This window comes from Streptomyces sp. NPDC001156, assembly GCF_053598275.1.
The window spans coordinates 27,880-49,905 of record NZ_JBSFJX010000059.1 but is presented as its reverse complement, the minus strand read 5'-3'; the positions used below and the strand labels follow the sequence as shown (position 1 = coordinate 49,905).

The window sequence follows — 22,026 nt, the reverse complement described above, 5'->3', positions numbered from 1 at the left end:
ACTCGTCTAAGCCCTGGGTGCGGACGGGGGCGGCGGAGTCGCCGCCGCCGACCACGGTGAAGCCCTTGCAGTCGACGAGGGCCTGGGCGACCGCCTTGGTGCCCTCGGCGTAGTCGGGGTGCTCGAAGACGCCCATGGGGCCGTTCCAGAAGACGGTGGCCGCGTCGGCGAGCTTCGAGACGTACAGCTTGCGGGTCTCCGGACCGATGTCCAGGCCCATCTGGCCGGCCGGCATCGCGTCCGCGGCGACGACCGTCGGGTTGGCCGGAGCCTTGGTCTTCAGGTTCGGGAATTCGGGGGCGACCAGCACGTCGACCGGAAGGAGCAGCTCGACGCCGCTCTTCCCCGCGCGCTCGATGTACTCGGTCACGGCCGGGAGCTGGTCCTCCTGCAGGAGGGAGCTGCCGACCTCGTGGCCCATGGCCTTGAGGAAGGTGTAGACCATGCCGCCGCCGATGAGCAGCCGGTCAGCCTTGGCGAGCAGCTCGTCGATCACGGCGAGCTTGTCGGAGACCTTGGCACCGCCGAGCACGACGACGTAGGGCCGCCGGACGTCCTCGGTGAGCTTCTTCAGGACGCCGACCTCGGTGGCGATGAGGTAGCCGGCGTAGTGCGGCAGGCGGGCCGGCAGGTCGTACACGGAGGCGTGCTTGCGGTGGACCGCGCCGAAGCCGTCGCCCACGTACACGTCGGCGAGGGCGGCGAGCTGGTCGGCGAACTCGCCGCGTTCGGTGTCGTCCTTGGAGGTCTCGCCGGGGTTGAAGCGAAGGTTCTCGATGACCGCGACCTGGCCGGGCTGGAGGCCGTTCACCGCGTCGTGGGCGGCGGGGCCGACGGTGTCCTGGGCGAACGCGACCGGCGCGCCGAGGAGTTCACCGAGGCGCTCGGCGGCGGGCAGCAGCGAGAAGGCCGTGTCCGGGGCGCCCTTGGGACGGCCCAGGTGCGAGGCGACGACCACCTTGGCGCCCGCGTCGGCGAGGGCCTCGACGGTGGGCAGCACGGCACGGATACGGCCGTCGTCGGTGATGAGGCCGTCGGCGAGCGGGACGTTGAGGTCGGCTCGGACGAAGACCCGCTTGCCGTCCACGCCTTCGGAGAGAAGTTCGTCGATCGTCTTCATAAAGGGGCTCCTGGGGAGGGCTCTTGATCGTACGAGGGCTGATGAATCTGCGCGCGAACCCGTCCGCGCCCGCGGGTCGGCTCGCCGCACGTGCGGCAGGGCTCGGGCGGCGCGACCGTGCGCTGCCCGAGCCCTGCTATCGCATCTGGGTGCCTGCTTCGGCGATCAGAGCTGGTTGCCGACGAAGACCGTGAGGTCGACGAGGCGGTTGGAGTAGCCCCACTCGTTGTCGTACCAGCCGATGACCTTCACGTTCTTGCCCTCCTGGACCATGGTCAGGGAGGAGTCGAAGGTGCAGGACGCCGGGGCGTTGACGATGTCGGAGGAGACGATCGGGTCCTCCGTGTAGTCGAGGAGACCCTTGAGCTCACCCTCGGCGGCCTTCTGGAAGGCGGCGTTGACCTCTTCCTTGGTGACCTCGCGGCTGAGCTCGACGACCAGGTCAGTGACCGAGCCGGTCGGGACCGGGACGCGCATGGCGATGCCGTCCAGCTTGCCCTTCAGCTGCGGCAGGACCAGGGCGGTGGCCTTGGCGGCACCGGTGGTGGTCGGGATGATGTTCTCGGCGGCGGCACGGGCGCGGCGCAGGTCCTTGTGCGGGAAGTCCAGGATGCGCTGGTCGTTGGTGTACGCGTGCACCGTGGTCATCAGACCCTTGACGATGCCGAAGTTCTCGTCGAGGACCTTCGCCATCGGCGCCACACAGTTGGTGGTGCAGGAGGCGTTGGAGATGACGTGGTGGTTCGCCGGGTCGTAGGTGTCCTGGTTGACACCCATGACGATGGTGACGTCCTCATTCTTGGCCGGGGCCGAGATGATGACCTTCTTGGCGCCACCGGCAATGTGCTTCTCGGCGTCTTCCTTCTTGGTGAAGATGCCGGTCGACTCGATGACGATGTCGACACCCAGCTCACCCCAGGGGATGTCGGCGGGGTTGCGCTCGGACAGGACCTTGATCGTCTTGCCGTCGACGGTGATGGTGTCCTCGGTGTGGGACACCTCCGCCTTGAGGCGGCCGAGGATGGTGTCGTACTTCAGCAGGTGAGCGGTGGTCGCGGTGTCACCCAGGTCGTTGACAGCCACGATCTCGATGTCTGCACCCTGCTCCAGCAGCGCGCGGAAGTAGTTACGACCGATGCGGCCGAAGCCGTTGATGCCTACGCGGATCGTCACGAACCGATCTCCTCGTTGGTACGCCGGCTTTCGATGCCGGCGAGCTCTATTGGGATGTCCCCGACCGCCTATGACCCTACCTCCCTGACGCCCCCTGAGTGACATCGAGATGGCTCATACACGGCAGGGCGGTCCGTACCCGTCAGTAGGGGTACGGACCGCCCTGGCCCCAAGGCTCGATCACCCGTTCCGGCGATACGAGACCAACTGCCGTTGACTACGGACCGTCAGCCACCGAGAGCGGCCAGTGACTTCTTGATGAGCACCGCCCGGTCGGCCGCCGAGGTGATGTGCTCGACACCGAAACCCAGCAGCACGGTCCGGTCCGTCGTGACCGCACCGTACGTCTTGAACAAGGCCCCGGTGCGCGCCCAGTCCTTCAGGACCGCGGGGCTGCCGGCGGGCGGTCCGGCCACGCTCCAGGCACCGAAGGACGTCTCGAAGCCCTCGGTCCCGGTGGCCGCGCCCCCGGTGACGAGCGAGGCGTCGTCGACGAGGACGCCATGGCCGCCGCTGCCCGGGTCGGTGATGTAGCTGAGCGAGACCTCGACCGTTCTGCCCGCGTACGCGCTCAGGTCGAAGTCCGCCTGCTGCCAGCCGTTGGAGGCGCCGGTGAGGCTGTGCCACGTGCCGGTGGTCCCGTTCGCGGTGCAGCCGTTCGCCGTCACGGTCAGATAGTGCTTGAGCCACGGGTGCTCGCCCACGAGGAATCCGGCCTGGCACTCCGACGGCACCGCGTCGCTCGTGGCGCCACCGGCCTCCGGCAGCGTCGTCCAGTCGTCGGCCCTCACGGTGTGGATCTCGACCACCGCGTGGTCGTAGCCCGGCTCGGTGTCCCACAACAGCCGGGTGCGCAGCGTGGGCTTGTCGGCCGCACCCACCTTGGTGAGGTCGATGGTGCGGGCGAGGCGCTTGTACGCGTCGTCGGTGTGGACGGCGGCCGCCATGTACGAGCCCGCGTACGGCCCGTACGGGTTGACGGTTCCGGCGAACTGGCCGGCCCCGGCGCTCGCGAACTGCGGGTACCGGTCGGCGGGCAGCTCCTCGGAGGTGACGCCGTACGTGCCCGCCCTGTCCAGCGGGTTGCCGGGCGCGCCGCCCAGCGTCCCGGTGAAGCCGGCGAGACCGCCGGCGCCGGTGAAGCCGGTGGCCCCGGGCGTCGACGTACGCGAGTAGGCGCCCAGGTAGTACTGGCTGAAGTCGTCCGAAAGGGTCCCGTCGCCCAGGTCGACGGCGCCGCCCGCCCGCTCGCCCGCCTCGATCAGCTTGCCGCCCTCGTTGAGGAAGGCACGCAGCTGGAGTTGGGTGGCGTTGCCCGGCACGCCCGCTCCCGTGTAGTGCACGACCGTCCTGAAGTGGTCCAGCACACCGAGTGCGTCGGGTGCACCCTGCGTGGCGACGTCCCAGACGATCGCCTTACGGCCGCTCGCGCTCAGCGCGTCGACGTAGGTCTGTGCCTGGGTGGCCTTGGCGCCCTCCTCGGCGACCACGAGCGTGTCCGCCTTGGGCCGTTCGGCGACGGTGTAGGTGAAATGCCCGCTGGACGTCGGCTTCCCGCTCTTCGTCCTGCCGGTGAACCACACCTCGACCTTGTCGCCCGGTTCGCCCTTTCGCACGTCGGCCCGGTACTCGTCGAAGTAGAGGTTGTCCTCGCCGCCGTACGTCTCGCCGCCCTTCCAGGGCTTGAGCGACCGGTCGTGGACGCGGCCGCCGTTGACGCGGTACTTGAGCTCCTTGTCGCGCACCGATTTACGTACAACGACCGAGACCTCCTGGTCCGCGCCTCGCGAGTACGACGTCGGGAAGGCGGCCGGGGTGAAATCGGGCGCGTCCATGCCGACCGAGGACGTCGGCTGGTCGGGGTGCGACGCCGTCTCGGCGACGGAGAGGGCGAAGGGGATGTTCTTCTCGAACTCCTCCTGGATCAGCTTCTCGTCGTCGGGGAAGTTGAAGACCGACTGGCAGTCGGCCGCGTTCCAGGCGTCGTCCGGGTCGATGTTCGAGGCGGTCTGGCAGGTCGACATCTCCGGCGTGAACATCGCCATGCCGTTGACGTTCGACGCGTCGCCGTCCGCCTCGCCGTTGGTGGTGTAGAGCTCCGAGGAGACCTGCGAGCGGTAGCCGGGGATCGCCGGGTTGTCCGGGGTGCCGGCGAGCGCCTTGTAGAGGACGTCGTCCGGGGTGGGCGTGGCGACCTGCCAGCCGACGCCGTAGAGGAGGAGTTCGGCGGCGGAGTGGTAGTTGATGCCGTACGTGAACCCGATGCGCTTCTCGAAGGCGCTCAGCGCGCGGGTCTCGGGCTCGGACGCCGGGCTCGCGCCGCGGTAGGTCTGGCTGGTGGGGTTGGGGGACGAACCCTCGTCGTCGTAGCCCCACTTGTAGCCGAAATTGCGGTTGAGGTCGACGCCGTCGCCGGTGCTGATGCCCCCGTCCCCGTTCACGTCCCGCAGGTTCTTGCGCCACAGGCGGGCGGTGGAGTCCTTGAAGGTGTAGTCGTATCCGTCCGGGTTGGCCGAGACGACGAACCACAGCTCGGTGGAGTCGACGATCTTCTTGACGCGCTTGTCCGTGGTGTAGCGGTCCAGGTAGTAGTGCATCAGCCGGCGGGTCATCTCCGGCGTGATCCACTCCCGTGCGTGCTGGTTGGAGACGTACAGCACCGAGGGCTTGGAGCCGTCCTTCGACTTCTTCGCGTCCTTGGTCAGCTTGAGCGCGAGGATGTCCTGGCCGTTGATCGTCCGGCCGATGGATTCGACCTTGGTGAGGCTGGGATGCGCCTGCGCCGTCCTGACGATCTCCTCCTCGATGCCGCCCTTTCCGCTGTAGGGGCGGAAGACGCCCTCGGACGCGCCGTCGACCCGCGCCTCGGCCTTGGCCGACAGCGCGTGCTCGGTGAGCGCCACGCCCTGCTTCTGAAGCCGGTCGGCCTGACGGTCGGTGAGGTAGACCTCGACCTCTGTCTTGCCGTTCCCGGTCACTTGCTCGCCGAGTTCGTGCCCGTCCTGTCCGGCCTTGAGCAGCAGGGGCACCTGCTGCTGGGTGACCTCGGCGCGGAAGACCTTGACCTCGTCCCCGTCGGTCTTGCCGGCGGAGCTTCCGGGCTGCGCCCAGGCGATGGGTCCGAGGCTCGCTCCGCCGAGCAGAAGCGCGCCGACGGCGAGGATCGATCTCGCTCTGTGTCTCATGAACCCCCCTCGCAATGGCTCGCCACAGCGGCGAGCCATTGCCAGGCTCATGACAGTTCATGATCGAGTCAAGAGTGCGTCAAGGACAGACAAACGCCGGTGCAGTCAGCCCCAAACGGGCGTCGGCACCGGCGTGTTGCGACGTCCTGCGTCATCCCGCCAGGTTGTCCGCCATCTCCTCCGTGAGGTTGGACTCCGTGCCCGGGATGCCGAGGTCGGCGGCGCGCTTGTCGGCCATCGCCAGCAGACGGCGGATACGGCCCGCGACCGCGTCCTTGGTCAGCGGCGGGTCGGCGAGGGCGCCCAACTCCTCCAGGGAGGCCTGCTTGTGCTCCATGCGCAGCCGGCCCGCGGCGGCGAGGTGCTCGGGAACCTCCTCGCCGAGGATCTCCAGGGCACGGGCCACCCGAGCGCCGGCGGCGACGGCCGCGCGGGCCGAGCGGCGCAGATTGGCGTCGTCGAAGTTGGCAAGGCGGTTCGCCGTGGCGCGCACCTCGCGGCGCATCCGCCGCTCCTCCCAGGCCAGCACGGACTCGTGCGCGCCGAGCCGGGTGAGCAGTGCGCCGATCGCGTCGCCGTCCCGGACGACCACGCGGTCCACGCCCCGCACCTCGCGGGCCTTCGCGGCGATCGAGAGCCGGCGGGCGGCGCCGACCAGGGCGAGCGCGGCCTCCGGGCCGGGGCAGGTCACCTCGAGCGAGGACGAGCGGCCGGGCTCCGTCAGCGAGCCGTGGGCCAGGAACGCGCCGCGCCAGGCCGCCTCGGCGTCGCAGGTGGCCCCGGACACCACCTGCGGGGGCAGGCCGCGGATCGGGCGACCACGGCCGTCGACGAGACCGGTCTGACGGGCCAGCTGGTCACCGCCCGCGACCACGCGCACCACGTAGCGGGAACCGCGGCGCAGCCCGCCGGGTGCCATCACGATCAGCTCCGAGCTGTGGCCGAAGATCTCGAGGATGTCCCGCTTCACCCGGCGCGCCGCCATCGCCGTGTCCAGCTCCGCCTCGATCACGATGCGGCCGCTGACCAGGTGCAGTCCGCCCGCGAACCGCAGGATCGCCGAGACCTCCGCCTTTCTGCAGCAGGTCCGGGTGACGGGAAGACGGGAGATCTCGTCCTTCACCGCTGCCGTCATCGCCATGGGCCGATCCTTCCATGCATCCGAAAAATACGGTCGTACGCGGCGGCCAACAGCTCCGGGTCGTGCCGCGGGGTTCCGTCGGTCCGGGCCACCGGTGCCAGCTCGACCGTGGCGCCGAACCGCTTGGCGGCTTCGTTCAGCAAGGCACGGTCGGGCACGGCGGCCTGGTCGGCCAGCACCACGTCCAGGGCGAGTTTAGGGGCGTGTCGTCCCAAAACCTCCAAATGACGCTGCGGGGAGAAGCCCTCTGTCTCTCCCGGCTGCGGAGCGAGGTTCAAGGAGAGCACCCGGCGGGCCTTCGTCTCCATGAGAGCGTCCAGGAGCTCCGGCACGAGCAGGTGCGGAATCACCGAGGAGAACCAGGACCCTGGCCCCAGCACCACCCAGTCGGCGTCCAGCACCGCGGCGACGGCCTCGGGCACGGCCGGCGGGTCGTGCGGCACCAGGTGCACGGACTGCACCTCGCCGGGGGTGAGCGCGACATTGGCCTGCCCCCGTACGGTGCCGACCTCGTCCGGGTGGGTCGGGTCGTGGCCCTTGACCAGCGCCTGAAGCTCCAGGGGTACGGCGGACATGGGCAGGACGCGGCCATGGGCGCCCAGCAGCCTGCCGACCAGGTCGAGGGCCTGGACATGATCGCCGAGCTGCTCCCACAGGGCCACGATCAGCAGATTGCCGACCGCGTGCTCGTGCAGTTCGCCCTGGGACTGGAAGCGGTGCTGGATGACGCGGGCCCAGGTCTGGCCCCAGTCGTCGTCGCCGCACAACGCCGCCAGCGCCTTGCGCAGGTCTCCGGGCGGCAGCACACCTAGTTCGTGACGCAGTCGGCCGCTGGATCCGCCGTCGTCGGCGACGGTGACGACGGCGGTGAGGTCGCCGGTGATCCGGCGCAGCGCGGCGAGCGAGGCGGACAGGCCCATGCCGCCGCCGAGAGCGACCACCTTGGGCTGGGTGCCGCGGCGGCGCGGCCTGCCGCCGCGGGCCTCGGCGGGGCTCCCGCCCCGTCCTTCGGACACCACCCGGCGCAGCCTGCTCAGCCGCAGAGTACGTCCGGTCACTCGCGCCCCATGTCCCGGTGCACGACCACGGTCTCCACTCCCTCGGCGGCCAGGCGGGCCGCGAGCTTCTCCGACATGGCGACCGAGCGGTGCTTGCCGCCGGTGCAGCCGATGGCGATGGTCACATAGCGCTTGCCCTCGCGGCGGTAACCGGCCGCGATCAGCCGGAGCAGCTCGGCGTAGCGGTCGAGGAACTCCTTGGCACCGGGCTGGTTGAAGACGTAGGCGGCCACCTCCTCGTTGAGGCCGGTGAAGGGGCGCAGCTCCGGAACCCAGTGCGGGTTGGGCAGGAAGCGCATGTCCGCGACGAGGTCGGCGTCCACCGGGAGGCCGTACTTGAATCCGAAGGACATCACCGTGGCCCGCAGCTCGGGCTCCTCGTCGCCGGCGAACTGGGCGTCCATCTTGGCGCGCAGTTCGTGCACGTTGAGGCTGGAGGTGTCTATCACCAGATCGGCGTCGCCGCGCAGCTCACGCAGCAGCTCGCGCTCGGCGGCGATGCCGTCCACGATCCGGCCGTCGCCCTGGAGGGGGTGCGGGCGCCGGACGGATTCGAAGCGGCGTACCAAGGCGTCGTCGGAGGACTCCAGGAACACGATCCTCCGGGTGACGTTCTTCGCCTCCAGATCGGCGAGGGACTCCCGGAGGTTGTCGAAGAACCGGCGTCCACGGACGTCGACGACGACCGCGATGCGGGCGACGTTGCCCTGGGACCGCGCGCCCAGCTCCACCATGGTGGGGATCAGCGCGGGTGGCAGGTTGTCGACGACGAACCAGCCGAGGTCCTCCAGACATTTGGCGGCCGTCGACCGGCCCGCGCCGGACATGCCGGAGATGATCACCAACTCGGGAATGGCCGTGTCCGGCACTCCGGCTGCGTCGATGCCCGTACTCACCTGTGCTCCGTTTTCCTGGCCCGCCTGCTCCGGCGAGTGCTCCTCGCCCGCGTCCGGGTGAGCGGCCTGGCTCTGCGCTGAGCGTTCTTCCGCGCTTCGGTCGTGCTCGGTCATGTCTCCTGCCCCCGTCGCTCGTCCGGGGGACCCGCGGACACGGGCTCCCCGGGGGAACCCGCCGTCGCCTCGGGTTCCTCCTCTTCCATGATCTCTCCGGTCGCCGTGTTCACGGCGGGTGCGGCCGGGGCCGCCTGGGCGAGGGCCACGGCGATCGTCTCAGCCGTCTTGCGGCCGATGCCGGGGACCTCTTGAATCTGGTCGATTGTCGCGGATCGGAGCCGCTTCACCGAGCCGAAGTGCTTGATCAACGCCTGTTTGCGCGACTCACCGAGTCCCGGCACCTCGTCCAGGGGGCTCGTCCTCAGACGCTTGGTCCGCTTGCTGCGCTGATAGGTGATCGCGAAGCGATGGGCCTCGTCCCGGACGCGCTGGAGGAGGTAGAGGCCCTCACTGCTGCGGGGCAGGACCACCGGGTCGTCCTCGTCGGGCACCCACACCTCTTCGAGGCGCTTGGCGAGACCGCACACGGCGATGTCGTCGATGCCGAGCTCGTCCAGCGCCCTCCGGGCGGCGGCGACCTGCGGCTGACCGCCGTCGACCACGACGAGCTGCGGCGGGTACGCGAACCGCTTGGGCCGCCCGTCGTCCTCCGTCAGCAGCTCCCCGTCCGCCCACTCGCCCGTCTTCTCCTTCTCGGCGACGTAGCGCTTGAAGCGGCGGGTGATCACCTCGTGCATGGACCGGACGTCGTCCTGGCCCTCGAAGCCCTTGATCTGGAAGCGGCGGTACTCGCTCTTGCGCTGCAGCCCGTCCTCGAACACCACCATGGAGGCCACCACGTCCTCGCCCTGCAGATGCGAGATGTCGTAGCACTCGATCCTGAGCGGAGCACTGTCCAGGTCGAGGGCCGCGGCGATCTCCTCCAGGGCGCGCGAGCGGGTGGTCAGGTCGGAGGCACGCTTGGTCTTGTGCAGGGCGAGCGCCTGGAGAGCGTTGCGCTGCACGGTCTCCATCAGCGCCTTCTTGTCCCCGCGCTGCGGGATGCGCAGCGACACGGCCGAACCGCGGCGGCCGGTGAGCCAGTCCTGGACCGGCTCTATCGGCTCGGGCAGCGCCGGGACCAGGACCTCCTTGGGCACCGAGTCGCCCGTCTCCTCACCGTAGAGCTGCTGGAGGGCGTGCTCGACCAGGGCTCCCGTCGTGACGTCCTCCACCTTGTCCGTCACCCAGCCACGCTGGCCGCGGACCCGTCCGCCACGCACGTGGAAGATCTGCACGGCCGCCTCCAGCTCGTCCTCGGCGACCGCCATCAAGTCGGCGTCGGTCGCGTCGGTGAGCACGACGGCGTTCTTCTCCATGGCCTTCTTCAGGGCGTCGATGTCGTCGCGCAGGCGGCCGGCCCGCTCGTACTCCATCTCGTCGGCCGCCTCCAGCATCTGCTTCTCCAGGCGGCGCAGATACGTCCCTGTGCGGCCGGCCATGAAGTCGCAGAACTCCTCGGCCAGTTCCCGGTGGTCCTCGGGGGCGATACGGCCCACGCACGGTGCGGAGCACTTGCCGATGTAGCCGAGCAGGCAGGGGCGGCCGGTGCGCTCGGCGTTCTTGAAGACGCCGGCCGAGCAGGTACGCACGGGGAAGACGCGCAGCAGCAGGTCGACCGTGTCACGGATCGCCCAGGCGTGCCCGTACGGCCCGAAGTACCGCACGCCCTTGCGCTTCTGGCCACGCATCACCTGGACACGCGGGAACTCCTCGTTCATCGTCACCGCGAGATACGGGTAGCTCTTGTCGTCGCGGTACTTGACGTTGAACCTGGGGTCGAATTCCTTGATCCAGGTGTACTCCAGCTGCAGGGCCTCGACCTCCGTCGACACCACCGTCCACTCCACGGACGCGGCCGTGGTGACCATGGTGCGGGTGCGCGGGTGGAGGTTCGTCAGGTCCTGGAAGTAGTTCGCCAGGCGCTGGCGCAGACTCTTCGCCTTTCCGACGTAGATCACCCGGCGGTGTTCGTCCCGGAACCTGTAGACCCCGGGCGAGTCCGGGATCTCTCCCGGCTTGGGGCGGTAGCTGGAGGGGTCGGCCATGTCTCACACCCTACTGGCGGGGGCCGACAGCGCGGCGAACCTGTGGACAAGGGCCGGACGGGCTCAGACACCCCTCGGAACGGCCCTGACGGCACCGCCGAACCGGCCATGGCGGCGAGGACTCTTCCATGGGCTGGGCATCAAGTGTTGTCGGGGCTTGGTCAACACGCTTCAATGCGTGAAACCTTCCGGCCGTGATCGGTGGGGTCCGCTTCTGAACGGATCCCGCACGGACTGGAACGACGCTGCGCACGGTCTGACCAGCCGTCGTGAACATGTACAGAAAGGCCCCCTGTATGCGCCACGGCACACAGCACGCGGACCTCGTCCCGGCGGAGTTGGAGGCGACCCTGCGCGGCGGTCCCTTCCATGTCGCGCTGCGCGCCGCGATCGCCGCTCGCGGACTGCCGCTCCAGCGTGTGCAGCACCATCTGTCGCGGTACGGGGTCAAGGTCGGCGTGACGAGCCTGAGCTACTGGCAACAGGGGGCGCGACGCCCGCAGCGTCCCGAGTCCCTGCGCGCGGTGCGCGCCCTCGAGGAGATCCTCCAGCTGCCCGACGAGTCACTGATCCGGCTGCTGACCAGCACCGACGAGCGGCCCGACCCGGACCGGCCCCCGGGCCGTTCGTACCGGTCCCTGGTGGCGGCCTCGGGCGTGCTGGAGCGCCTTCTCGCCGAGCTCGAGTCACCGCTCGACGGCGGGCTGCACACCATCGGCCACCATGAGCGCGTCCGCATCGGGGCGCGCCGGGAACTACTGGCCCGCGAGTCGCACCACATAGTGCGTGCGCACAGGGACGGCGTGGACCGCTATATTGCCATCCACCACGGCGACCCGGGGTGCGCCCCGGAGCGGATCGCGATCCACGCCCTGGAGAACTGCCGCACGGGGCGGGTGCGCTGGCACAGCGAGACCGGCGTCCTGGTCGCCGAGCTGCTCTTCGACACCTGGCTGACCAGCGGCGATACGTTTCTCTTCCGCTACGGCATCGAGGACGGCACCGCAGGCGTGTCCGGCGAGTACGTCCGCGGCTTCAGTTTCGCGGGCGGGCAGTACGCGCTTCAGGTGTGCTTCGACGAGGACGCGGTGCCCGTGCGGTGCCACCGGTTCGCCCAGCATTCCGTCGCCGCCCCGCGCAGCGGCCGGCAGGAGCTCGCCCTGAGCGGTCACCATCGATCGGTCCACCTGGTGGAGCCGCGGGTGCGGGCGGGCCTGGTGGGGATCGGATGGGACTGGGAGTGATCGGGCTCGGCTGGCCCTCAGGCCGCCGGACCCGCCACGATCCCGCCGTTTTTCACCTCGGCGGACAGCTCGTGCAACGGCTCGGTGGCCGGGGCCTGCACCACCTTGCCGGTGAGGGCGTCGAACCGGCTGCCGTGGCAGGGGCAGATCAGTGTCGTGCCGTCCAGTTTGTCGATGGCACATCCCGCGTGCGTGCAGATCGTGCTGTACGCCTTCAGGCCGTCCGCGGTGCGGCTCACCACGACGTTCGCGTCCCGGTACAGCTTCGCGCCGCCCTGGGGGATCTCGCTCTCCGGTCCCAGCGAGACCGGCGCGGTCGGTGCAGCGGACGCCCCACCGCCGTTACCGGCTGGTGAACAGGCCGCGAGACCGAGGCCGACGACCGGGGTGAGCGCGGCCCCGCGAAGGACGGTACGACGGGTCGCCGAGGAACGGTCGGACATGGGATCTCCACTGCTCAGAGCCGGTGTCCAGCGGGTGCCGGAACACACCGACGATACCGGTGGCATTCATTCCGCCGTGGGCCGGGGCGGGGCTCCCGCGCCGGGCCACGGCAGGGCTCCCGCGATGGGCGGGGCAGGGGCTCACGCGCTGGGGCCGGGTGGGGCTCACACCATAGGCCGCGGCGGGGCTCGGTCGGGGGTGGCAAGGAGACAGAGCTACATGAAGACAAAGCCACAAGACGGCATGAGGGCGGGTGGGAGGCGGAGGCGTAAACGCTTGCGCAAGCGTTTACGTCAACCGCCGAATGGGATAGCTTTTCCGGCCAGGCGGTCCGAGGAGGGGACGCGATGGCAACCATGGCCGATGTCGCACGGAGCGCCGGTGTCTCCGTCGCCACCGTCTCGCATGTCCTCAACGACACCCGGCCGGTGCTGCCCCACACACGTCAGGCGGTGCTGGACGCCATCGACGCACTGGGGTACACGCCGAACACACTCGCCCGTTCCCTGGTGACGTCCCGCACCCGGTCCATCGGGCTCGCGGTGTCTGCGATCAGCAACCCCTACTTCACGGAGATCCTCCAAGGCGTCGAGGCCGAAGCCCTCGAGCACGGTTTCAGCCTGCTGATCGCCGATCCGCACGACGACCCGGAACACGAGCGCAAGGTCGTACGGCTCCTGCACGAGCGCCGCGTCGACGGAGTGATCGTCGCGCCCTCGGCGAACCCGGACGGACTTCTCGCCCATCTCGCACGGCATGCCGTGCCGACCGTGTTCCTCGACCGACTGGTGGACGCGGACCGGCTCGCCACCGGCACGTCCGCCGACACCGTCCCGCCGGGCACGCCTCCAGGACAGCCCACCGGAAACGGCTCCGAGCGATACAGGCAAGGGACTCGCTTCCCGTTCGACCAGATCTGCTCCGAGAACGCCGAACCCATGGCCTGGCTGGTTACCCATCTCGCCGGGCTCGGCCACCGGCGCATCGGTCTCGTTGCGGGTCTGCCCGGGCTCAGCACGACGACCGAGCGGATCAGCGGCTACCTGCAAGGCCTGGCAGCCGCGGGGCTGGCCCATGACGAGCGGCTGGTGGTGCACGGCGCTTCGGCGGCCGCAGGTGCTGAACGGGCCACCGCCGCCCTGCTGTCACTGGCGGCACCGCCGACAGCCCTGGTCACCGGCAACAACGCGATGACCATCGGCGCGCTGCGCACCTTGCGCGACCGCGGTCTGTCCGTACCGGAGAACCTGGCGCTGTGCTGCTTCGACGACTTCGCCTGGGCCGATCTGTTCTCCCCCCGGCTCACCGCGATCTCCCAGCCGAGCAAGGAGATCGGCGCCAGGGCCGTGCAGCTGCTGCTGGAACGTATGGAGTCCCCTGGCCGTCCCTCGCGCACCGTGCGGCTGCCCTGCGCGTTCGTCCACCGCACCTCGTGCGGCTGTCCCGACACCCCCTCCGAGAAGGGAAATGTCTCGTGATCGTCGTCGCCGGTGAGGCCCTGATCGACCTGGTCCCCCAAGGGTCGGGCGCGCTCGCGCCCCTGAAACCGGCGCTGGGCGGCGGCCCGTACAACACCGCCGTCGCGCTCGGCCGGCTCGGATCTCCCACGGCCTTCTGCTCCCGCACCTCCTCCGACACCTTCGGGGAAGCCCTGCTCGATGGGTTGCGCCGGGCGGGCGTGGACGTCTCGGCCGTCCAACGCGGCACCGAGCCGACCACACTGGCGGTAGCCACCGTCGACGAGAATGGCTCGGCCGCGTACTCCTTCTATGTCGACGGCACCGCCGACCGGCTCTTCACCGCACCGGCCGGCCTTCCACAGGGCACTCGGGCCGTCTCGTTCGGTACCTGCTCGCTCGTCCTGGAACCGGGGGCGAGCGCGTACGAGGAGCTGATGCGCAGCGCCGCCGCCCAGGGCGTCTTCACGACTCTTGACCCGAACATCCGCGCGGTGCTGATCCCGGACCCGGACGCGTACCGGGCCAGGTTCAAGAGCTGGCTGCCTGCGGTGTCGCTGCTGAAGCTCTCGGCGGAGGACGCGGAGTGGCTGGGCGGCACACCGCGCGAGTGGCTGGCCTCCGGCCCGGCCGCCGTCGTGATCACCCACGGCGGCGACGGACTGACGGTCTTCACCCGGGCCGGGGCGGAGCACTCCGTGCCTGGTGTGCCCGTCGCCGTCGTGGACACGATCGGCGCGGGCGACACCGTCAACGCGGCGCTGCTGCACGGCCTGGCTGCCCGCGACGCCCTCTCCCCCGCCGCACTGGACGCGCTGGACGCCGACGGCTGGACCGAACTACTCGGCTTCGCGGCCCGCGCCGCAGCGATCACCTGCTCCCGGGCCGGTGCGGAGCCCCCGTACGCATCCGAACTATCCGAACCGACAGGCCTCTAGTCCGGGTTCACCGGACCTCGTTCGCCAGGCCCCTGCCGGTGGGGGCGGGGGGCCTGTGCCGCTAGGGCGCCTTGCACGCCGCACAACCGGCTCCGGCTCGGTGTCGTCGCCGTGGACTCGTCTGCGGGCAACTGGTCGGCGAAGGCAGCACCCGCACGCCCCGGCAGCCCCGGCAGCCCCGGCAGCCCCGGCAGCCCCGGCAGCCCCGGCAGCCCCGGCACGCAACGCGCGGTGCCCCGCGGGGCGTTCCCGCGGGGCACCGGGTGTTCCGGGCTTCTCGGCCGGGTTTGTCAGGCCTTGCGTGTCCGCGTGGTCTTCTTCGCGGGGGCCGCCTTCTTCGTCGCGCCGGCCGGCTTCTTGGCCGCCGTGTTGTTGGCGGTCTTCACCGTCCTTGTCGTTGCCGTCTTCGTCGCCTTCGACGTAGCGGCGACCGTCCTCGCGACCGCCTTGCGCGGGGCCTTCACGGAGGCGGCATCGCTGACGCGCTCCGCGCCGAGGACCTCCCGCAGGAACTTCCCAGTGTGGCTGGACGGGACCCCGGCGACCTCCTCCGGCGTGCCCTCGGCCACCACGAGACCGCCGCCCGCGCCGCCCTCGGGACCCATGTCGACGATCCAGTCGGCAGTCTTGATCACGTCGAGGTTGTGCTCGATGACGATGACCGTGTTGCCCTTCTCGACCAGTCCGCCGAGCACCCTCAGCAGCTTGCTGATGTCCTCGAAGTGCAGACCGGTGGTCGGCTCGTCCAGGACATAGACCGTGCGTCCGGTGGATCGCTTCTGCAGTTCGCTGGCGAGCTTCACACGCTGGGCCTCACCGCCGGACAGGGTGGTCGCCGACTGGCCGAGGCGGACGTAGCCGAGACCGACGTCGTGCAGCGTGTTCAGATGGCGGGCGATCGCCGGAACGGCCTCGAAGAAGTGCAGGGCCTCCTCGATCGGCATGTTCAGGACCTCGGCGATGGACTTGCCCTTGTAGTGGACCTCCAGGGTCTCCCGGTTGTAGCGGGCGCCGTGGCAGACCTCGCACGGGACGTAGACGTCCGGGAGGAAGTTCATCTCGATCTTGATGGTGCCGTCGCCCGCGCAGTTCTCGCAGCGGCCGCCCTTGACGTTGAAGGAGAAGCGGCCGGGCATGTAGCCGCGGACCTTCGCCTCGGTGGTCTCGGCGAACAGCTTGCGGATGTGGTCGAAGACGCCGGTGTAGGTCGCCGGGTTCGACCGCGGGGTGCGGCCGATGGGCGACTGGTCGACGTGCACGACCTTGTCGACCAGGTCGTCGCCGTCCACGCGCGTGTGCCGCCCGGGGACGTTCCTCGCACCGTTCAGCTCGCGGGCCAGGTGGGTGTAGAGGATGTCGTTGACCAGTGTCGACTTTCCGGAGCCGGAGACACCCGTGACGGCCGTGAACACGCCGAGCGGGAAGGACACGTCGATGTCCTGGAGGTTGTTCTCACGGGCGCCGTGCACGGTGAGCTGCCGGGACGGGTCGCGCGGTCGCCGGATGTCGGGCAGCGGGATGGACTTCTTGCCCGACAGGTACTGGCCGGTCTGCGACTCGTCGTTGGCGAGCAGTTCCTTCAGGGAGCCGCTGTGCACGACCTTGCCGCCGTGCTCACCCGCGCCGGGACCGATGTCGACGACCCAGTCGGCGACCTTGATCGTGTCCTCGTCGTGCTCCACGACGATGAGCGTGTTGCCCATGTCGCGCAGCCGGACCAGGGTCTCGATCAGCCGGTGGTTGTCACGCTGGTGCAGACCGATGGACGGCTCGTCGAGCACGTACAGGACGCCGACGAGTCCGGAGCCGATCTGGGTGGCGAGGCGGATGCGCTGGGCCTCGCCGCCGGAGAGCGTGCCGGCCGCGCGGTTCAGCGAGAGGTAGTCGAGTCCGACGTCCACCAGGAACCGCAGCCGCTCGTTGACCTCCTTCAGGACGCGCTCGGCGATCTTCTTGTCGCGTGCGTCGAGCGTCAGCTCACCCAGGAATTCCGCGCAATCGCTGATCGACATCGCGGAGATCTCCGCGATCGACCTGCCCATGATCGTGACCGCCAGGACGACCGGCTTGAGACGCGTGCCCTGGCAGGTGGGGCAGGGCACCTCGCGCATGTAGCCCTCGAAGCGCTCCCGGCTGGCGTCGCTCTCGGCCTCGCTGTGCCGGCGCTTGACGAAGGGGACGGCGCCTTCGAAAGGCGTCGTGTACACGCGCTCGCGCCCGTACCGGTTCCGGTAGCGGACCTCGATCTGCGTCTTGTGGCCGTGGAGCAGGGCCTTCTTGGCGCGCTGCGGCAGTCCCGCGAAGGGGATGTCGGTGCGGAATCCCAGCGCGTCCGCCAGGGCCCCGATGAGACGGCCGAAGTAGTCCTTGGTGTGCCCGTGCGACCAGGGGTGGATGGCGCCCTCGTCGAGGGTCTTGTCCGGGTCCGGAACGATCAGCTCGGGGTCGACCTCCATGCGCGTGCCGATGCCGGTGCACTCGGGACAGGCGCCGAAGGGCGAGTTGAAGGAGAAGGAGCGGGGCTCCAGCTCCTCGAAGGACAGGTCGTCGTACGGGCAGTACAGGTGCTCCGAGTACATGCGCTCGCGCTCGGGGTCGTCCTCGGGGAGGTCGACGAAGTCGAGCACCACCATGCCGCCCGACAGGCCGAGCGCCGTCTCCACGGAGTCGGTGAGGCGACGCTTGGCGGAGTCCTTCACCGTGAGGCGGTCGACGACCACCTCGATGGTGTGCTTCTCCTGCTTCTTCAGGGTGGGCGGGCTGGAGAGCTGGATCGTCTCCCCGTCCACACGCGCACGGCTGTAGCCCTTGGTCTGCAGGTCCGCGAAGAGGTCGACGAACTCTCCCTTGCGCTCGCGCACCAGCGGTGAGAGCACCTGGAAGCGGCTCCCCTCCGGAAGCTCCAGGACCTTGTCGACGATGGCCTGCGGCGACTGGCGCGAGATGGGACGGCCGCACTCGGGGCAGTGAGGCTTGCCGATCCGCGCGAAGAGCAGACGGAGGTAGTCGTAGACCTCGGTGATCGTGCCGACCGTCGAACGCGGATTGCGCGAGGTCGACTTCTGGTCGATGGAGACCGCCGGCGAGAGCCCCTCGATGAAGTCGACGTCCGGCTTGTCCATCTGCCCGAGGAACTGCCGAGCGTACGAGGACAGCGACTCCACGTAACGTCGCTGACCCTCGGCGAAGATCGTGTCGAAGGCCAGCGAGGACTTGCCCGACCCCGACAGGCCCGTGAAGACGATGAGCGCGTCACGCGGCAGGTCGAGCGAGACATTCTTCAGATTGTGCTCGCGCGCGCCACGGACGATGAGACGGTCGGCCACGCCGGTCCGCACCTTTCTTGAGAGAAGCGACAGGGGCGAGGCCCCCGTGTTTTCTCAGACTAGGGGGAGCCACTGACAACGCCGGTCGGATTCCTGGGTTCATAACAATCCCGGGCTATCCAGCATGCCCGACGCCGCACTCGACCCTATAGCACGTGCATTCGATTTGCGGGGGTGGTCCGCCTCCTTCACCCGAAGGAGTGGCGGAGGCTAGGGTCGCCTCATGATTGATCACGCGCACGACCTGGCGTCTGTACGTGACGCGACCGAACGACTGCTGACCGCAGTCTCCAAACTGGACAACGCCGTGCTGGCCGAGCCGTCACGGCTGCCGGGCTGGACGCGCGGCCACGTCCTCGCCCATCTCGCCCGTAACGCGGACGCACTCGTCAACGTCCTGCAAGGGCGTCCCATGTATGTCTCCGGCGAGGCCCGGGACGCCGACATCGAGCGCGGCGCCCCGCGGCCCCTGGACGTCCAGCTCACCGACCTGCGCGAGAGCGCGGCCCGTTTCCATGAGACCGGGGTCGCGCCCGCGGACTGGTCCCGCACGGTGGAACTGCGCAACGGAGTCACGGACTCGGCGGCCCGGCTGCCCTTCCGGCGGTGGGCCGAGGTCGAACTGCACCACGTCGACCTCGGGATCGGCTACGAGCTGGAGGATGTGCCCACCGAGTTCGCGGACCGGGAGATCGACTTCCTCGCCGACCGCTTCAGGGACCATCCCGAGGTCCCGGGCATCACGCTGTCCGTGGCGGAGGACCCGGGCCGTCCCGTCCGGCGCACCGGCCGGCAGGCCGACTCCGAGCCGCTCACCGTGTCCGGCCCCGCCCACGCGCTGCTGGGCTGGCTCTCCGGACGCAACCGGGGCGACGGCCTGACCGCACTCGGCCGGAGCACGGCACTGCCCGTGCTGCCCCCGCTGTGACCTCGTCGGTAGGCTGACAGCCATGACGTACAGCGGAGCAGTGACCGTCGGCGGGCCGGCCGACGTGCACGAGCTGAAGGACCTGATGATCACCAAGATCGCGGTCGGTCCCATGGACAACAACGCCTATCTGCTGCGTTGCCGGGCCACCGACGAACAGTTGCTGATCGACGCGGCCAACGACGCGCACACACTGCTCGGCATGATCGGTGACGACGGCATCGCGTCCGTCGTCACCACGCACCGGCACGGCGACCACTGGCAGGCCCTCGCCGAGGTCGTGGCGGCCACGGGGGCAAGGACGCACGCGGGGCGTCAAGACGCCGAGGGAATTCCCGTCCCCACGGACGTCCCGGTCGACGACGGCGACACGATCCGGGTGGGGCAGGTCGCGCTGACCGCGCGTCATCTGGTCGGCCACACGCCGGGCTCGATCGCCCTCGTCTACGACGACCCGCACGGACACCCGCACGTGTTCACCGGGGACTGCCTCTTCCCCGGTGGGGTCGGCAACACGCACAAGGACGCCAAGGCCTTCGCCAGTCTGATCCACGACGTCGAGACGAAGATCTTCGAGGTGCTTCCGGACGAAACCTGGGTCTACCCCGGGCACGGGAACGACACCACGCTGGGCACCGAGCGCCCGCACCTTCCGGAGTGGCACGCGCGCGGGTGGTGAGCGCGATCGCGCGGGAGGGGTGAGCGCGGGTTCGTATGGGAGTACTGAGAGCGCGTCGTGCTGAGCGGGGGCGCACGGGAGTACTGAGCGCGCGAGCGTGGTGAGCGCCCGGGCGCGATGAGAGCGTCCCGCGTGCTCGAAATGCACCAACACGCCGCGCGAGAACCCACGTACGCGCCCCGTGTGAATCGTTCGCACGCGCTGAGGGCTCGCGCGCGCTCCCCCCGCATCTGGTTACACGCTCAACTGGAAGCAGCCCCGCGCAGGATGACGGCTCCTGCGTGGCACGGGCCGCCGGTCCCTCGATCCCGCCCTCGACCGGCGGCCCCGGCCCGGGCGCACGACCGCGCGTTCACATGAATGCAACACCCGCTCCCACCATGCGGACAGTTGCACGGATGACCTCGACAAGCCGGATGTCGCGCTGCCACTCTCCCGCCATGCGACTCGCCCAACACGCCCTGCGCCGTGCCGCATCCGGCACCACCGTCGCCCTGCTGGCTCTCGCCGTGGGCTGCGCCCCGCAGCCCGAGGAGAACGCTCACGCCGGGGCCTCCGGGACGAGCGCCGGAACCTGCGCGAAGGGCGCATTGGCCACGAAGTCGTCCGGAAAACTGACGATCGCGACCGACGAACCCGCCTACGAGCCCTGGTTCAAGGACGACAAGCCGTCCAACGGCGAGGGCTTCGAGTCGGCGGTCGCCTACGCCGTGGCGAAGCAACTCGGCTACGCCAGGAACGCTGTTGTCTGGCAGACCGTTCCGTTCAACAAGGCCTTCGCGCCGGGTGTGAAGACCTTCGACTTCGACATCAATCAGGTGTCGATCAGCGAGGAGCGCAAGAAGGCCGTCGATTTCTCGTCCGGCTACTACGACGTCCGTCAGGCCGTCATCGCGCTGAAGGGTTCCAAGGCCGCGCAGGCGAAGAGCATCGCGGACCTGCAGGACGTCAAGCTGGGCGCACAGGTCGGCACCACCAGCCTCGGCTACATCACCGATGTGGTGAAGCCGAAGCAGCAGCCGGCCGTCTACGCCAAGAACGACCAAGCCAAGTCAGCCCTGAAGAACGGTCAGGTCGACGCCATCGTCACCGACCTGCCGACCGCCTTCTACATCACCGCGGCCGAAGTGACCGATGCGAAGATCGTCGGCCAGTTCGAGAACCAGAGCGGTACGCGAGAGCAGTTCGGACTGGTGCTCGACAAGGGCAGCGCTCTCACCCCGTGCGTGAGCTCCGCCGTGGACGCGCTGCGCAAGGACCGCACGCTGGCGAAGCTCGAGCAGCAGTGGCTCTCCGATGCCGTCGACGCTCCGGTGCTCAAGTGACGGTCGCCAAGGAGGAGTCGGGAGAGGACTCCGGCGAGGACGGCACGGTCGCCGGGGACGGCACGACGGACATGCCCGACGAGGGCGACACCTACGTCCCCTCCCAGCGGCGGCTCGAGCGGGAGCGTCACCGGCGCGCCCGCGCCCGCCGGGCGATGGCTGTCGCCGCACTCTCGACCCTGATCACCGGCGTCGTCCTCTATCTGATCGTCGTCAATGCGCCAGGGTGGCCGCGCACCAGGGAGACGTTCTTCAGCGCTCAGTACGCGCGCGAGGCGCTCCCCAAGGTCCTCGATGGGCTGTGGCTCAACGTCCGCCTGCTGCTGGTGTGCGGAGTCGCGGTCCTCGTCCTCGGCATGCTGATCGCCGTCGCCCGCACGCTGCGCGGGCCGGTGTTCTTCCCGCTGCGCGTGCTCGCCGCCGCCTACACCGACTTCTTCCGTGGGCTCCCGCTGATCATCAATCTGATGATCGTGGTGCTCGGCGTCCCCGCGCTGCGACTTCAGGGCGTGACCGTCGACCCGGTGCTGCTCGGCGGGACGGCGCTGACCCTGACGTACTCCGCGTATGTCGCCGAGGTGTTCCGCGCCGGCATCGAGTCGGTCCACCCATCACAGCGTGCTGCGGCCCGCTCGCTGGGCCTCACCAACCGGCAGGCACTGCGTCATGTGGTGCTCCCCCAGGCCGTGCGCCGTCAGGTGCCGCCGCTGCTGAACGACCTCGTGTCCCTCCAGAAGGACACCGGGCTGGTCTCGATCGGCGGCGCGGTCGACGCGGTACGGGCGGCCGACATCATCGTGGGCCGCAGCCTCAACTACACGCCGTACATCGTCGCGGGACTCGTCTTCGTGGCGCTGACCATCCCGATGACCCGCTTCACGGACTGGGTCACGGCCCGGATGGACCGGCACCGGGCGCAGGGAGAGAACCTGTGAGCGACATCCTCGACAAGTCGGACGCCGACGAGA

General features: G+C 69.6%; 16 protein-coding genes. 7 read left to right on the top strand and 9 right to left on the bottom strand.

What is annotated here, in order from left to right:
• The 7 genes from ACWDA7_RS25740 to uvrC all read right to left on the bottom strand — a co-directional run.
• A partial coding sequence (locus ACWDA7_RS25740; RefSeq protein WP_450606608.1) for a phosphoglycerate kinase occupies window positions 1-1,120 on the bottom strand: 1,120 nt, incomplete at its 3' end.
• Between the two features lie 165 nt (window positions 1,121-1,285).
• Window positions 1,286-2,293, bottom strand: coding sequence for a type I glyceraldehyde-3-phosphate dehydrogenase (gene gap, locus ACWDA7_RS25735; protein WP_432926414.1), 1,008 nt, complete (start codon window positions 2,291-2,293; stop codon window positions 1,286-1,288).
• A gap of 227 nt (window positions 2,294-2,520) precedes the next feature.
• Window positions 2,521-5,478: a M14 family zinc carboxypeptidase gene (locus tag ACWDA7_RS25730; protein WP_450606606.1), complete on the bottom strand. Its 2,958-nt coding sequence runs from the start codon at window positions 5,476-5,478 to the stop codon at window positions 2,521-2,523.
• A gap of 151 nt (window positions 5,479-5,629) precedes the next feature.
• Entirely contained in the window at window positions 5,630-6,619 is a 990-nt protein-coding gene (gene whiA / locus ACWDA7_RS25725; protein WP_359392368.1) for a DNA-binding protein WhiA, read from the bottom strand.
• A complete protein-coding gene (locus ACWDA7_RS25720; RefSeq protein ID WP_450606604.1) occupies window positions 6,610-7,677 on the bottom strand; it encodes a gluconeogenesis factor YvcK family protein in 1,068 nt (355 codons plus the stop codon). The genes whiA and ACWDA7_RS25720 overlap by 10 nt, the downstream gene beginning before the upstream one ends.
• Entirely contained in the window at window positions 7,674-8,687 is a 1,014-nt protein-coding gene (rapZ, locus tag ACWDA7_RS25715) for an RNase adapter RapZ (protein WP_450606602.1), read from the bottom strand. Before rapZ ends, ACWDA7_RS25720 begins: the two co-directional genes overlap by 4 nt.
• The gene (gene uvrC / locus ACWDA7_RS25710) at window positions 8,684-10,717 is read right to left on the bottom strand and encodes an excinuclease ABC subunit UvrC (protein ID WP_450606600.1); all 2,034 of its coding nucleotides are present in this window, start codon (window positions 10,715-10,717) and stop codon (window positions 8,684-8,686) included. The genes rapZ and uvrC overlap by 4 nt, the downstream gene beginning before the upstream one ends.
• Window positions 10,718-11,013: 296 nt before the next feature.
• Between uvrC and ACWDA7_RS25705 the strand changes: the two genes are divergently transcribed.
• A complete protein-coding gene (locus tag ACWDA7_RS25705) occupies window positions 11,014-11,961 on the top strand; it encodes a hypothetical protein (protein ID WP_450606612.1) in 948 nt (315 codons plus the stop codon).
• Window positions 11,962-11,978: 17 nt separating this feature from the next.
• Here the strand turns inward: ACWDA7_RS25705 and ACWDA7_RS25700 are convergent, their stop codons facing one another.
• Window positions 11,979-12,404 carry a Rieske (2Fe-2S) protein gene (locus ACWDA7_RS25700; RefSeq protein ID WP_450606598.1) on the bottom strand — a complete coding sequence of 142 codons (426 nt, stop codon included), beginning with the start codon at window positions 12,402-12,404 and terminating at the stop codon, window positions 11,979-11,981.
• Between the two features lie 348 nt (window positions 12,405-12,752).
• Between ACWDA7_RS25700 and ACWDA7_RS25695 the strand changes: the two genes are divergently transcribed.
• Together ACWDA7_RS25695 and ACWDA7_RS25690 are read left to right on the top strand one after the other, a co-directional pair.
• Window positions 12,753-13,883: a LacI family DNA-binding transcriptional regulator gene (locus ACWDA7_RS25695; protein WP_450606596.1), complete on the top strand. Its 1,131-nt coding sequence runs from the start codon at window positions 12,753-12,755 to the stop codon at window positions 13,881-13,883.
• Window positions 13,880-14,800 (top strand): carbohydrate kinase family protein, encoded by a 921-nt coding sequence (locus ACWDA7_RS25690; RefSeq protein WP_450606594.1) that lies wholly within the window; start codon window positions 13,880-13,882, stop codon window positions 14,798-14,800. Before ACWDA7_RS25695 ends, ACWDA7_RS25690 begins: the two co-directional genes overlap by 4 nt.
• A 290-nt stretch (window positions 14,801-15,090) precedes the next feature.
• Here the strand turns inward: ACWDA7_RS25690 and uvrA are convergent, their stop codons facing one another.
• Entirely contained in the window at window positions 15,091-18,126 is a 3,036-nt protein-coding gene (gene uvrA, locus ACWDA7_RS25685; RefSeq protein ID WP_450606592.1) for an excinuclease ABC subunit UvrA, read from the bottom strand.
• A 223-nt stretch (window positions 18,127-18,349) separates the two neighbouring features.
• On the opposite strand from uvrA, the gene ACWDA7_RS25680 reads away from it, so the two are divergent.
• The 4 genes from ACWDA7_RS25680 (at window position 18,350) to ACWDA7_RS25665 (ending at window position 21,993) form a co-directional block, all read left to right on the top strand.
• Window positions 18,350-19,054 carry a maleylpyruvate isomerase family mycothiol-dependent enzyme gene (locus tag ACWDA7_RS25680; protein ID WP_450606590.1) on the top strand — a complete coding sequence of 235 codons (705 nt, stop codon included), beginning with the start codon at window positions 18,350-18,352 and terminating at the stop codon, window positions 19,052-19,054.
• A 22-nt stretch (window positions 19,055-19,076) separates the two neighbouring features.
• On the top strand, window positions 19,077-19,733 hold the full coding sequence (locus ACWDA7_RS25675; protein WP_450606588.1) for an MBL fold metallo-hydrolase: 657 nt from the start codon (window positions 19,077-19,079) through the stop codon (window positions 19,731-19,733).
• 440 nt (window positions 19,734-20,173) lie between these two features.
• The gene (locus ACWDA7_RS25670; RefSeq protein WP_450606586.1) at window positions 20,174-21,058 is read left to right on the top strand and encodes an ABC transporter substrate-binding protein; all 885 of its coding nucleotides are present in this window, start codon (window positions 20,174-20,176) and stop codon (window positions 21,056-21,058) included.
• Complete coding sequence (locus tag ACWDA7_RS25665; protein ID WP_450606584.1) at window positions 21,055-21,993, top strand: amino acid ABC transporter permease; 939 nt, start codon at window positions 21,055-21,057, stop codon at window positions 21,991-21,993. The genes ACWDA7_RS25670 and ACWDA7_RS25665 overlap by 4 nt, the downstream gene beginning before the upstream one ends.
• The last annotated feature ends 33 nt before the right edge of the window (window positions 21,994-22,026 follow it).